10 protein-coding genes and 1 riboswitch are annotated in these 13,100 nt (G+C 73.8%); of the genes, 7 read left to right on the forward strand and 3 right to left on the reverse strand.

Going from position 1 to position 13,100, the window contains the following annotated elements; translation table 11 throughout:
* The first annotated feature begins 31 nt into the window (after positions 1–31).
* The 5 genes from dhaK (at position 32) to THESUDRAFT_RS04260 (ending at position 5,648) form a co-directional block, all read left to right on the forward strand.
* Positions 32–1,033 (forward strand): dihydroxyacetone kinase subunit DhaK, encoded by a 1,002-nt coding sequence (gene dhaK / locus THESUDRAFT_RS04240; RefSeq protein ID WP_006903495.1) that lies wholly within the window; start codon positions 32–34, stop codon positions 1,031–1,033.
* Positions 1,034–1,043: 10 nt separating this feature from the next.
* On the forward strand, positions 1,044–1,703 hold the full coding sequence (gene dhaL, locus THESUDRAFT_RS04245) for a dihydroxyacetone kinase subunit DhaL (RefSeq protein WP_006903496.1): 660 nt from the start codon (positions 1,044–1,046) through the stop codon (positions 1,701–1,703).
* Positions 1,700–2,149, forward strand: a complete 450-nt coding sequence (dhaM, locus tag THESUDRAFT_RS04250) for a dihydroxyacetone kinase phosphoryl donor subunit DhaM (RefSeq protein WP_006903497.1) — start codon at positions 1,700–1,702, stop codon at positions 2,147–2,149. The genes dhaL and dhaM overlap by 4 nt, the downstream gene beginning before the upstream one ends.
* A gap of 111 nt (positions 2,150–2,260) precedes the next feature.
* Entirely contained in the window at positions 2,261–3,760 is a 1,500-nt protein-coding gene (gene glpK / locus THESUDRAFT_RS04255) for a glycerol kinase GlpK (protein ID WP_006903498.1), read from the forward strand.
* 94 nt (positions 3,761–3,854) lie between these two features.
* Positions 3,855–5,648, forward strand: coding sequence for a glycerol-3-phosphate dehydrogenase/oxidase (locus tag THESUDRAFT_RS04260; protein ID WP_242823235.1), 1,794 nt, complete (start codon positions 3,855–3,857; stop codon positions 5,646–5,648).
* A 243-nt stretch (positions 5,649–5,891) separates the two neighbouring features.
* On the opposite strand, the gene THESUDRAFT_RS04265 is transcribed toward THESUDRAFT_RS04260, so the two are convergent.
* The 3 genes from THESUDRAFT_RS04265 to pncA are packed head-to-tail and all read right to left on the reverse strand — an operon-like array spanning position 5,892 to position 8,067.
* Positions 5,892–6,437, reverse strand: coding sequence for a redoxin domain-containing protein (locus tag THESUDRAFT_RS04265; protein WP_242823236.1), 546 nt, complete (start codon positions 6,435–6,437; stop codon positions 5,892–5,894).
* A 23-nt stretch (positions 6,438–6,460) separates the two neighbouring features.
* Entirely contained in the window at positions 6,461–7,378 is a 918-nt protein-coding gene (locus THESUDRAFT_RS04270; RefSeq protein ID WP_341349083.1) for a response regulator transcription factor, read from the reverse strand.
* Positions 7,375–8,067: a bifunctional nicotinamidase/pyrazinamidase gene (gene pncA, locus THESUDRAFT_RS04275; protein ID WP_006903503.1), complete on the reverse strand. Its 693-nt coding sequence runs from the start codon at positions 8,065–8,067 to the stop codon at positions 7,375–7,377. Before pncA ends, THESUDRAFT_RS04270 begins: the two co-directional genes overlap by 4 nt.
* A 479-nt stretch (positions 8,068–8,546) precedes the next feature.
* Positions 8,547–8,661: riboswitch (SAM riboswitch) on the forward strand.
* A 73-nt stretch (positions 8,662–8,734) separates the two neighbouring features.
* Between pncA and metE the strand changes: the two genes are divergently transcribed.
* Positions 8,735–11,272 (forward strand): 5-methyltetrahydropteroyltriglutamate--homocysteine S-methyltransferase, encoded by a 2,538-nt coding sequence (gene metE / locus THESUDRAFT_RS04280; protein ID WP_006903504.1) that lies wholly within the window; start codon positions 8,735–8,737, stop codon positions 11,270–11,272.
* 302 nt (positions 11,273–11,574) lie between these two features.
* The gene (locus THESUDRAFT_RS14925) at positions 11,575–13,065 is read left to right on the forward strand and encodes a carboxypeptidase-like regulatory domain-containing protein (RefSeq protein ID WP_006903505.1); all 1,491 of its coding nucleotides are present in this window, start codon (positions 11,575–11,577) and stop codon (positions 13,063–13,065) included.
* Positions 13,066–13,100 lie beyond the last annotated feature (35 nt).

Below are 13,100 nucleotides of genomic sequence, written 5' to 3' on the forward strand. Positions count from 1 at the left end.
CGCGGGTGCCCGGGGGAAGGAGGTCCACTCCGTGAAGAAGCTGATCAACCGGGTGGAAGCGGTGGTGGACGAGGCCACCCAGGGTCTCGGACTGGCCCACCCCGATCTGGTGCGGGTCCAGGCCGAGCCGCGCTTCGTGGCCCGGGCGGACGCGCCGGTGCAGGGCAAGGTGGCCCTGATCTCCGGCGGCGGTTCCGGCCACGAGCCCCTGCACGGGGGCTACGTGGGCCGCGGCATGCTGGATGCGGCCTGCCCCGGCGAGGTGTTCACCAGCCCCGTGCCGGACCAGATGGTCGAGGCGGCCAAGGCGGTGCACGGCGGCGCCGGGGTCCTTTTCATCGTCAAGAACTACACCGGCGACGTGATGAACTTCGAGCTGGCCGCGGAACTCCTGCAGGCCGAGGGCATCGCCGTGCGCTCGGTGCTGGTGGCCGACGACGTGGCGGTGGAGAACTCCCTCTATACCGCCGGCCGGCGGGGCGTGGGCGGGACCGTGTTCGTCGAGAAGATCGCAGGGGCCGCCGCCGAAGCCGGGGCGTCCCTGGACGAGGTGGAACGCATCGCCCGCAAGGTCAGCGACAACGTGCGCTCCATGGGCATGGCCCTGACCTCCTGCACGGTGCCGGCCAAGGGTTCGCCGACCTTTGAGCTGGGCGAGGACGAGATGGAGATCGGCATCGGCATCCACGGCGAGCCGGGGCGCGAGCGGATGAAGCTGCGGCCCGCCGACGAGATCACCGCCATGCTGGCCGAGCCCGTGATCGACGATCTGGGCCTCAAGCAGGGCGAGCAGGTCATCGCCATGGTGAACGGAATGGGCGGCACGCCGCTGCTGGAGCTCTACATCGTGTACCGCAAGCTGGCGGAGATCCTGGGGCAGCGGGGCATCACCATCGCCCGCAACCTGGTCGGGAACTACATCACCAGCCTGGAGATGCAGGGCTGTTCCATCACCCTGCTGCGGGCCGACGACGAGCTCTTGCGGCTGTGGGACGCGCCCGTCCACACGCCGGCCCTGCGGTGGGGCGTGTGAGGTGACGCCGGTGGCAGGGGACGCAGCGGCGGCGGTCGACGGCGAGCGGATCCGGGCCTTCATCCGCCGCTTCGCCGAGAAGGTGGCCGCCCAGAAGGACGAGCTGACGGCCCTGGACGCGGCCATCGGCGACGCGGACCACGGCACCAACATGGACCGCGGCCTGCAGGCGGCCCTGGAGCGGCTGCCCGGGGAAGGCGCTGCACCCGGCGACCTGCTCAAGGCCGTCGCCATGGCCCTGATCTCGAAGGTGGGCGGGGCCTCGGGCCCGCTCTACGGCACGGCCTTCCTGCGGGCCGCCGCCGCGGTGGCGGGCAAGGCCACCCTGGAGCCTGGGGACGTGGCGGCCCTTTTCAAGGCGGCCCTGGCCGGTATCCAGGAACGGGGAAAGGCCGGCCGCGGTGAGAAGACCATGGTCGACGCCCTGGCGCCGGCGGTGGAGGCCCTGGACGCGGCCCTGGCCCGCGGGGCTTCCCTGGGCGAGGCCCTGGCGGAGGCCGCCCGGGCGGCCCGGGAGGGCTCCGATGCCACCATTCCGCTGGTGGCCACCAAGGGGCGGGCCAGCTACCTGGGCGAGCGTTCCCGGGGCCACCGCGACCCGGGCTCCCTGAGCGCCACCCTGATGATGGAAGCGGCGGCCGAGACCCTGGCGGGGGGGCCGGCGTCATGACCGGGCCGGCCGCCCCCACCGCCCTGGTGCTGGTCTCCCACAGCCGCACCCTGGCCGAAGGGGTCCGGGAACTGGCCGCCCAGATGGCAGGACCCGGCGTCCCCATCCTCATCGCCGCCGGGCTGGAGGACGGCAGCCTGGGGACCGACGCGGCCGCCATCCTGTCCACCCTCGAGGCGGCCCTCGAGCAGGCAAGGGAGGCGGTGGTCCTGTTCGACCTGGGCAGCGCCTACCTGAACACCGCCACCGCCCTGGACCTGCTGCCCGAGGAGAAGCGCGGTCGGGTGGTCCTGGCCGACGCGCCCCTGGCGGAAGGCGCGGTGATCGCGGCGGTGGCGGCTTCGGTGGGGGACGGGGCGGCCGCCGTGCGGGAGCGGGCCGAGGAGGCCCGGGGCATGCGCAAGGTGCCTGAAGAGCCGGTTCCTCCGGCGGAAGGAAGCCGTTGACGGGCCGTCGCCGGAAAGCACTGGCGACGCGTGCGGAACACCCAGCACCGGGGACCGGGCGCAGGAGCGGCCGGTCCCCGCGGGGCGGAGAAGCCCAGGAGGGATAGGGACATGGCACGTTACGTCCTCGCCCTGGACCAGGGCACCACCAGCTCGCGGGCGATCCTGTTCGACCGCCAGGGCACCGTGGTGGCGGTGCGCAACCAGGAGTTCCGCCAGATCTACCCCAGGCCGGGCTGGGTCGAGCACGACCCCCTGGACATCTGGGATTCCCAGCTGGCCGTGGCCCGGGCGGTGCTCAAGGAAGCCGGTGCCACCCCGGATGACATCGCCGCCATCGGCGTGACGAACCAGCGGGAGACCACCATCGTCTGGGACAAGGCCACGGGCGATCCCGTGTACAACGCCATCGTCTGGCAGGACCGGCGCACCGCCGACCTGTGCACCGACCTCAAGCGCCGCGGGCGGGAAGCTTTGTTCCGGGAGAAGACCGGCCTGGTGGTCGACCCGTATTTCTCGGGCACCAAGATCGCCTGGATCCTGGACAACGTGCCGGGGGTGCGGGAGCGGGCCGAGCGCGGCGAGGTGATCTTCGGCACCGTGGACACCTGGCTGGTGTGGAAGCTGACGGGCGGCCGGGTCCACGTCACCGACTACTCCAACGCCTCCCGGACCCTGATCTTCAACATCCACACCCTGGACTGGGACGACGAGCTGCTGCAGGAGCTCAACATCCCGCGGGCCATGCTGCCCGAGGCCCGGCCGTCCAGCCAGGTCTACGGCGAGACGGACCCGGCCTGGCTCGGCGGCGCCATTCCCATCGCCGGGATCGCCGGCGACCAGCAGGCCGCCCTCTTCGGCCAGGCCTGCTTCCGGCCCGGCATGGCCAAGAACACCTACGGCACCGGCGCCTTCGTGCTGATGAACACCGGCGACCGGCCTGCCCGCTCCGAGCACGGCCTGATCACCACCGTGGCCTGGGGCGTGGACGGCAAGGTGGAGTACGCCCTGGAGGGCTCGATCTTCATCGCCGGCGCCGTGGTCCAGTGGCTGCGGGACGAGCTCAAGATCATCGAGAAGGCGGCCGACACCGAGCCCCTGGCCCGGTCGGTGGACGACACGGGCGGCGTCTACCTGGTACCCGCTTTCGCCGGGCTGGGCGCGCCCTACTGGGATCCCTACGCCCGCGGCACCATCGTCGGCATCACTCGGGGCACGGGGCGTGCCCACCTGGCCCGGGCGGCCCTGGAGTCCATCGCCTACCAGACCCGCGACGTGCTGGGCGCCATGGAGGCCGACTCGGGCCTGTCCCTGAGCGCCCTGCGGGTCGACGGGGGCGCCGTGCTCAACAACTTCCTCATGCAGTTCCAGGCCGATCTGTTGGGGGTGCCGGTGGACCGGCCGGTGGTCAACGAGACCACGGCCCTGGGCGCCGCCTACCTGGCCGGCCTGGCGGCGGGCTTCTGGCGGAATCGCGAGGAGATCGAGCAGTTCTGGCAGCGGGACCGGCGGTTCGAGCCGGCCATGCCGGAGGACGTGCGGGAGAAGCTCTACGCCGGCTGGAAGCGGGCGGTGGGGCGGGCCAGGGCCTGGGAAGAACCGGCCCAGTGAGGGAGCGGCGGGGCGGCCGGCAGACCGGCCGCCCCGCACGCCCTGGGGAAGGAGTGGCAGCCGGCAGCGGCCGGCAGTTCGACGGTGGGAGGCGGTGGCAGTGAATCGCCAGCAGGCGCTGGCCCAACTGCAGCGGGAGACCTTCGACCTGCTCATCATCGGGGGCGGCATCACGGGTACCGGCGTGGCCCGGGAGGCAGCGCACCGGGGGCTCCGGGTCGCGGTGGTGGAGGCGCGGGACTTTGCCGCCGGGACCAGCAGCCGCTCGACCAAGCTGATCCACGGCGGGCTGCGTTACCTCAAGGAGCGGGACTTCCGGCTGGTCCACGAAGCGGTGGTGGAGCGCATGCGCCTGCTGCGCCTGGCACCCCACCTGGTGCGGCCGGAGTGGTTCGTCTTTCCCGTGTACCGGGGTGACCCCGACCCGCTGTGGCAACTGCGCATCGGCCTCTGGCTTTATGACCGGTACGCCGGCCGGAGCCTGGGCACCCTGCGGCACCGGATCCTCAGCCCGGCCCGCGTGCAGCAGGAGGAGCCCCTGCTGCGCCAGGAAGGGCTGGTGGGGGCCGGCATGTACGTCGACGCCGTCACCGACGACGCGCGCCTGACGGCGACGGTGGCACGCCAGGCCGTGGCCGCAGGGGCGGTGGTGGTCAACTACGCCGAGGTGACCGGGTTCGTCAAGGACGCGGGCGGGCAGGTGGTGGGCGTCCGGGTCCGGGACCTGCTGGCGGGCGGCGGGACCGGGGTAGGGACGGCGGCGGCCGGCACGCCGGAGGCAGGCGGCGCCGAGGTCGCGCCCGGGGCAGGCCAGGGAGCTACGCCGGGGCAGGAGAGGGCCGCCGGCGGCCCGGCGGTGCACGCGGCCGGCCAGGCGGCGGCCGGTGGCGCGGCCGGCCAGGCGAGCACCGGCGGCGCCGAGTTCGTCATCCGGGCCCGCCGGATCCTCAACGCCACGGGTCCCTGGGCCGACCGGGTGCGCCAGCTGGACGACCCCGGCTCGCCTCGCCTCCTGCGGCTGACCAAGGGCATCCACATCGCCTTCACCCGCGACCGGTTGCCCATCCGCCACGCGGTGACCATGCGCGGCCCGGACGGGCGCATCATGTTCGCCGTGCCCCGGGGAGCCTTCGCCTATGCCGGTACCACCGACACCGTATACCGGGACGATCCGGCCCGTCCCCGGCCCGAGGCCGCCGACGTCCGCTACGTGCTGGACGCCCTCAACCGCACCTTCCCCGCCACCCGCCTGGGACCGGACGACGTGATCAGCGCCTGGGCGGGCCTGCGGCCGCTCATCGACCCGGGGGATACCCGGGATCCCAGCGCCATCTCCCGGGACTACAAGCTCTACACCAGCCCTTCGGGCCTGGTGACGGTGGCCGGCGGGAAGCTGACGGCCTACAAGGCCATGGCCCGCAACATCGTCGATCAGGTGTTCCCCGAGACCCAAGGGGCACCGGTGGACGAGGAGCCCCTGCCCGGCGGCGCCCGCGTGCCGGCGGAGGCCGAATTGCGGCAGAAGGCGGCCCAGACGGGCTTGCCCGTGGAGGAACTGCAGTGGCTGGCCCGCCACTACGGCGATGAGATCGACCGGGTCCTGGGCTACCTGCGCCCCGAAGACCTGCAGGCGGGGCCGCGGGCGGCCCGGGTCCGGGCGGCGGCCCGGTACGCCGCCGCGGAGGAGATGGCCCAGACCCTGGCCGACGCCCTCTGGCGGCGGGTGCCCGAGGCCCTCTGGAGCACCGACAACGGGCGCGGGGTGGCGGCCGACGCGGCGGCGGCCATGGGCGAGATCCTGGGTTGGGACGAGGAGCGGCGGGACGGTGAGGTGGCCGCGTACCTCAGCCAGGTGCAGGCCATGCACGCCTGGCGGGAGGGCTTCTGACGGTCCGGGCCGCGGGGCGCTTCTCACGGTCCGGCCCACGGGGCTGGGGGTTGCGCGGCTGCGAGAACGAACCGGCAAGGGGCCGCGGCGGCGGCCCCTTGCTGCGCCGGGGCCGGGGCGATGCGACTTCGGGGCCATCTCCGTGCGACGCCAGGCCCACCGCCACGCTGAGGACCATCTCCGCGCTGCGCCATGCCCCTCGCCGCGGCGTTCCCCTCCGCGCTCGGCTGCCGGCAGCGACCCTCAGCGCCGGCCCGGGCGGTGGCCGGCCGGGCCGGGCCGGTCACCGGGCGGATCGGGCAAGTGGGCCAGCACCTGGTCCGGATCGGGCAGGTAGCCCAGATCCGGGGCCCGCCAGACCCAGCGCACGACGCCGCGTTCATCCAGGACGAACACGGCCCGGTCGGCAAAATCGCCCAGGCCCCAGCGGCTGATGGCCACACCGTAGCGCCGGATCACCCGCCGGTTGTAATCGCTGGCCAGGGGGAAGGGCACCTGGTAGCGGTCGGCCCACGCCCGGAGCGCATAGGGACTGTCGGTGCTGATCCCCACCACCTGGGCGCCCCGGGAGGCGAAGTCCGGGTAGCGGGCGGTGAAGTCCTCGATCTCGTTGCAGCAGCCGGGGCTGAAGGCAAAGGGGAAGAACAGCAGGACCAGCGGGCGACCCCTGAGATCGCGCAGCCGCAAGAATTCGTCGCCGGTCCCGGCCAGGGGCAGGGTGAAGTCCGGCGCTTCCCGGCCCGGCCGGGGCATGCGCCGGCGGAGCCAGGCCTCCCGCCACCGCTGCACCGGACCGAGGCCGGCCCCCCGGCTCACAGCCCGGCCACCGGGGAGTTCAGCTTGTAGCCGTGTCCCCGCACGGTGAGGATCCACTCCGGCTGGCTGGGGTTGCGCTCCAGCTTCTCCCGCAGGTGGCGTACGTGGACGTCCACGGTCCGCGGGTCGCCGAAGGCCTCTTCACCCCAGACCCTGTCCAGCAGCTCCTGCCGGGTGAAGGCCCGGCCCGGCTCGGCAGCCAGCGTGGCCAGCAGCTTGAACTCCGTGGGGGTCAGGGCCACCCGCTGGCCGTCCCGGTAGACCTCATGGCCGGCGTAGTCGATCACGATGGGGCCGATCTGCTGGCGCCGGCCCTCGGTGCGGCGCAGCAGCGCCTTGATCCGCGCCACCAGCTCCCGGGGGCTGAAGGGCTTGGTCACGTAGTCGTCGGCGCCCAGCTCCAGCCCCAGCACCTTGTCGATCTCGCTGTCCCGGGCGGTCAGCATGAGGATGGGCGTCTGAATGCCCCGCTCCCGCAGGTGGCGGCAGAGGGTGAAGCCGTCGGTATCGGGCAGCATGACGTCCAGGATGATCACCTGGGGCCGGCGCTCCTCCAGGCGGCGCAGGGCCTCGGCACCGTCCCGGGCCAGCACCGGTGCCATGCCGTTGCGCTGCAGGTTGTACGCCACCAGTTCCAGCAGGGACTCCTCGTCGTCCACCACCAGCACGGTGGGACCGGCCGGTGCCGGCCCGTCCGGACCGGGGCCGGGCCGGGCGGCGGGGGCTGCCGGCGCCAGGGCGGAGGGCTTGCCGCCGGCGGAAGCCGGCGCCGGGCGGGCGGTTGGGGTGGAGGCGGCCGCCGGCGCCGGTGGCCCGGCGGGAAGGCGTCGGGCCGGGGGCCGGGCCTGGCCCGCATCGAGGGCCGGGCCCGCCGGCTCGCCGCGGCCGCGTTCGTCCCGCAAGAACACCGTCACCGGGCCTCCCCGGCGTCCCCGGCGGCCAGCAGGGCCCCGTGGGCCTCCATCTCCGCCAGGGCGCGCTCCCCGTCCCCCGGGGTCACGTCGACGGCCCGCACGGCCGGAACCAGCACCGTGACCCGAAAACCCTCCCGCAGGCCGTCCAGCACCGTGGCCCGCACGCAGTAGTCGGTGGCCAGGCCGCCCACGTACAGGTGCCGGACCCCCTGCTGCCGCAGCCAGCCGGCCAGGGTGACCTCGGGGCGGACCCCGGCCTCACCGGCGGCCAGGGCGCCGTCAAAGCCACTGTAGGCCTCCCGGTCGGGGGCGAACCCCTTGCGGAAGACGGTGCCCCGGACCTGCAGGTCCGGGTGGAAGGCGGCCCCCGGGCTGCCCTGCACGCAGTGGACCGGCCAGGGCCCGCCCTGCTCGCGGAAGCTCACATGGCCGGAGGGATGCCAGTCCTGGGTGAAGACCACGGGCCGGCCCGCCGCGTGGAAGGCGCCGATCCAGCGGTTGAGGACGGGCACCACCTGGTCGCCCTGGGGCACGGCCAGGGCACCGCCGGGACAGAAGTCGTTCTGGACGTCCACCACCACCAGGGCGGCGTCAGGATGCTGGGCGGCTGCCTCGGGGGTCACGGCGCCGGCGGGGGCCGGTGCCGCCCCGCCCCCCGTCGCGGCGCCGCCGGGCTGCAGGCGGTCCATGGCTGGGCTGCCTCCTTGCGCCGTTTTCCCTTCAATTATAGGCTTATAGGCTGCCGCCGGCAGGATGCGGGCCACCTCGGGCCGGCAGTGCCCGGGCCGCAATGGCACGCCGGCGGCCGGCAGGGCCCGCAGCGGGCGACCGCCGGGGATGGCGCGGTTTCACCCCACCCTGGGGTGTGGGGGCAGCAGGACTTTCGTCCCCGGCCCCGAATAGCAGTCCCCAATGCCCGCATCCCGCGCGAGGGTTCCAGCCCGCTGCGGCGCCGGGGCGCCAGGCCGCACCTGGGCAACGGGCCCTGCAAGCCCACCGGGCCCACGCCGGCCGGACGAGACCCGGAGGGCCGCGGACCGCGATGACGCACCGCAGGCCGCGAGGCCATGGGCCCCTTCCTTGGCTGTGGGATGCGGAAACCCGGGGGGCCTTGCAGGCCGCAGCGCCTGCAACCCCGCGGTCGCTGACAAGGGAATGACCGGACAAAGCCCTATCGAGAGTGGCCGAGGGACGGGCCCGATGACGCCACGGCAACCGGCCGCCGGCTCCACCCAGGCGGCACGGTGCCAATTCCCGCGGGAGGCGTTCCCGGGAGATAGGGAAAGGCGAGGAACCTCTCCTTTCCCGGAGGGGTTTTTCATTTTCAGTCCCATCCCACGAAGGAGGCGCGGACCCATGGCCGTGGCAACCAACCTGGGCTTCCCCCGCATCGGGGCCGGCCGGGAGTTGAAACAGGCCCTGGAGGCCTACTGGGACGGCAAGATTTCCGCGGACGCTCTGCTGGCGACGGCGGCGGCCTTGCGGCGGCGGCACTGGGAGCTGCAGCGGGCGGCGGGGATCGACGTGGTGCCCGTGGGGGACTTCTCCCTCTACGACCACGTGCTGGATACCGCCTGCATGGTGGGGGCCGTGCCCGCCCGTTACGGGTGGGCCCCTTCAGCGGAAGCCGGCGCCGCAATCCCCCCGGCTCCTGGTGGCGATGCCGCCGGCGCGGGCCGGGCCACCCCCGCGGCGGGCCAGAGGGCGGAGGCGGGCCCGGGCGCGGCGGCCGCCGCGGCTGCTGGGGAGGTCCCCCTGGACGTCTACTTCGCCATGGCCCGGGGCACCCCCGGCCGGGGCGTCCCCGCCCTGGAGATGACCAAGTGGTTCGACACCAACTACCACTACATCGTGCCCGAGCTGGAACCAGGGCAGGCCTTCCGCCTGGCGTCCCGCAAGGTGGTGGAGGGATTCCGCGAGGCCCGCTCCCTGGGTTTCGAGGCCCGCCCCGTGCTGCTGGGCCCGGTGAGCTTCCTGCTGCTGGCCAAGCTCCGCACTCCGGCCGGGGCGGGCGCCGCCGGCCGGGCCCCCGAGGCGAGCCGCGGCGAGGCCGGGGGTCTGGGCGGCGGGGCGGCCGGTTCCTCCGGCGGGGAAGGGGTCGCCGGGCCGCGCCTTGCCTTGCTGGACGGCCTGCTGCCCGTGTACGGGCAGGTGCTGCGGGAGCTGGCGGCGGCCGGCGCCACCTGGGTCCAGCTGGATGAGCCGTTCCTGGCCCTGGACCTGGACGAACCGGCCCGGGCCGCCTACCGCCGCGCCTACGCCACCTTAGCCCAGGCGGCCCCGGGGCTCCGGCTCTTCCTGGCCACCTACTTCGAGGGGTTGCGGGACAACCTGGAGCTAGCCTTGAGCCTGCCGGTGCAGGCCCTGCACCTGGATCTGGTGCGGGACCCCGGCCAGCTGGAGCAGGTGCTGGCCGCCGGGGTTCCGCCCACCCTGCACCTCTCCCTGGGGGTGGTGGACGGCCGCAACGTCTGGCGGGCGGACCTGGAGGCGGCCCTGGCCCTGCTGGAGCGGGCCCGGGACGCCCTGGGGGCCGGGCGGCTCTTCGTCGCCCCCTCCTGCTCGCTGCTGCACGTGCCCATCGACCTGGACCTGGAGACGGATCTGGATCCGGAGATCAAGGGCTGGCTTGCCTTCGCGAAGCAGAAGCTGGAGGAAGTGGCGGTCCTGACCCGCGCCTTGAACCAGGGCCGGCAGGCCGTGGCCGGCGCCCTCGAGGCCAGCCGGGCGGCGGTGGAGGCCCGGCGCCGCTCGCCCCGGCGCACCCGGCCGGAGGTGCAGGAGCGGTTGGCGCGGCTCAACCCGGACGAGGCCCGCAGGCCCTCCCGGGCGCCCCAGCGGCGGTCGCTGCAGCGGGAGCGGCTGGGCCTCCCGCCCCTGCCCACCACCACCATCGGCTCCTTCCCCCAGACTCCGGAGGTGCGCCGGCTGCGGGCGCGCTGGCGGCACGGGGAGATCGACACCGCCACCTACGAAGAGGGCATCCGCGCCGAGATCCGCCGGGTGATCCGGCTGCAGGAGGAGCTGGGCCTGGACGTGCTGGTTCACGGCGAGGCCGAGCGCAACGACATGGTGGAGTACTTCGCCGAGCAGCTGGAGGGCTTCGCCTTCACCCGCCACGGCTGGGTGCAGAGCTACGGCAGCCGCTGCGTGAAGCCGCCCATCCTCTACGGCGACGTGGCCCGGCCCGGCCCCATGACCGTGCGGTGGATCACCTACGCCCAGTCGCTGACGGACCGGCCGGTCAAGGGCATGCTGACGGGGCCCGTCACCATCCTGCAGTGGTCCTTCGTCCGGGACGACCAGCCCCGGGAGGTGACTTGCCGCCAGATCGCCCTGGCCATCCGCGACGAGGTCCAGGACCTGGAGGCGGCGGGCATCCGGGTCATCCAGATCGACGAGCCGGCCTTCCGGGAGGCCATGCCCCTGCGGCAGGCGGACCGGCCCGCCTACCTGGCCTGGGCCACCGAGTGCTTCCGCCTGGTCACCGGCGGGGTGCGGGAGGAGACCCAGATCCACACCCACATGTGCTACTCCGAGTTCAACGACATCCTGGACGCCATCGCCGCCCTGGATGCCGACGTGATCCTGATCGAGGCGTCGCGCTCGGGCATGGAGCTGCTGGACGCCTTCGTGCAGCACCGCTACCCCAGCGACATCGGCCCGGGGGTGTACGACATCCACTCGCCCCGGGTGCCGCCGGTGGATGAGATCAAGGCGCTGCTGCGCAAGGCGGCCGCGGTGCTCGACCCGGGCCAGCTCTGGGTGAACCCGGACTGCGGCCTCAAGACCCGGCGTTACGAGGAGGTTGAACCGGCCCTGCGGCACATGGTCCAGGCGGCCCGGGAACTGCGGGAGGAGTGGGCACCCGCTCCCGCCACCGGCGGCCGGTAGGCCGGAGCCTGCAGCCCGCAGGCGACGGATGGCGACAGGGTTCGACAACCGGCAAGGGGCCGGCAGGGGTATGGGGACGGCTTCCCTGGGAAGGGGAAGTCGTCCTCTGCATTTTCGGCAAGTATCGTATAGGCGTGATGGACCCTTTGTCGAATAATGACTTGTTTATGGACGCTACTGTGCCTCAATACCGCGTCGAATCAAACCATTTCTTTTAAAATCGTACCCCTACCATAAAAAGGCCAAGCCCAACGAATCCTAAATACTAAACGTCCATTTAGTCGGTATGGGGGAGGGGGAGCATGCGGCAAGCGGAACAGGCCTCCCGCTGGCGGCGCCCGGTGGCCTGGGTCGCCAGCCTTGCCCTGGTGGTGGCCACCGGTGGCGGCGTCCTGCTGGGAGGGGGGCCGGCGGCCAAGGCAGCCGGCCCGCGCCTGCCCGGCTCGGAGAAGGTGCAGGAGGCGACCCAGGGGGTACCGGCCGCCGGCGGCAGCACGTCGCGGGATGCGCCAGCGGCATCCGCCAGGCTGGCGACGGCAACGACGGGCATGCTGTCCGGCAGCCTCGGCGTGGTGACCGGGACCGCCGCAGGAACCGCCGGCACCATCGCCGCCACCGCCGGCGAGGCCGCCGGCCAGCTGGCGGGCGCCCCTACCGGAGGGACAGGCGGTGAGGCCGTCGAGGGCACGGTGGACCAGGCGGGCCAGACGGCCGGTGGGGCGGCCGGGACCCTGGCGGGAGACCCGCTCGGCTCCCTGGTGGAGGGGGTGGCCGGGACCGTGGAAGGCGCCGCCGGCACCCTGACCGGCGCCATCTTGGGCACGGCCGGCGACCTCCTGTCCACGGGGGGAGGCGGAGACCAGGACGGCAACACGGGTAGCGGGCCCTCCTTGAAGCTGCAGATCGGCGACCAGAACGTGGAGGTCAGCCTGGACGGCGGCCTCCGCATCAGCCCGGACCCGACGGGGGGGCTCCTGTCAGGTTCGGACGGCGGCAATGGGGACCAGTCCGACAGCGACGTGTCCGGCGGTGGACCCGGCGGTGGGTCCGGCGATAGCGGCCCGTCCGGCGGGGGAGGGGATGAGCCGGTGCGGGTCGACCTGCCCACGGGCACCATCACCGGCCTGGTGTGCGACGCCCTGAGCGGTCTTCCCATCCCGGGCGCCACGGTGTCGGTGGGCGAGGAACTGGGCGCCGCGCTGGGGATCGCCCGGACCGACCTGGGCGGGAACTTCAGCCTGGACATCGGACGCACCTCCAGCGGCCGGTTGACCATCACCGCCAGCGCCGGAGGATACGCCGTGGCCACTTCCGGCCCCGTCACCCTGGGGCCCGACGGCACGGCCACGGTGAAGGTCTGCCTGGAGCGCGCCAGCACCGGCCCCCAAAACCCTCCCGGCGATCAGCCCGGTGAGGACGGTGACGGGGGATCGCCACCCGGCGGCCCGGGCGGTGGCACTCCCGGCCCTGGTACGGGACCGGGCACGGGCGGGTCAGGTGGCGGGTCCACCGGCAGCGGCCCCGGCGGCAGCGGCGGTACCGGCGACGAGCGGGCCAGCTGGGGCAGCCTGCCGTTCACCGGCGGCAACGGCCTGGCCTTTCTGCTCGCCGGCTCCTTGGCGGCCGGCGCCGGCCTGGCCGTTCGGCGGTGGGCACTGAACGGTGGCGCCCGGGGCGTGCGGGCAGCCTGCGGGACGATGACGGAGGCGGGTGTTGCCGGCCCATTCCCCGCCGGCATGGCGGCCGGCGCGCCCGCACCGCCGGAGGGCGGCGAGCCCGCCCCATCCTGCTGACCCAGCGGGCGGATCCCAGCCTGATGGGAGGCGAA

This window comes from Thermaerobacter subterraneus DSM 13965, assembly GCF_000183545.2.
GTDB classification, from domain to species: Bacteria; Bacillota; Sulfobacillia; order Thermaerobacterales; family Thermaerobacteraceae; genus Thermaerobacter; species Thermaerobacter subterraneus.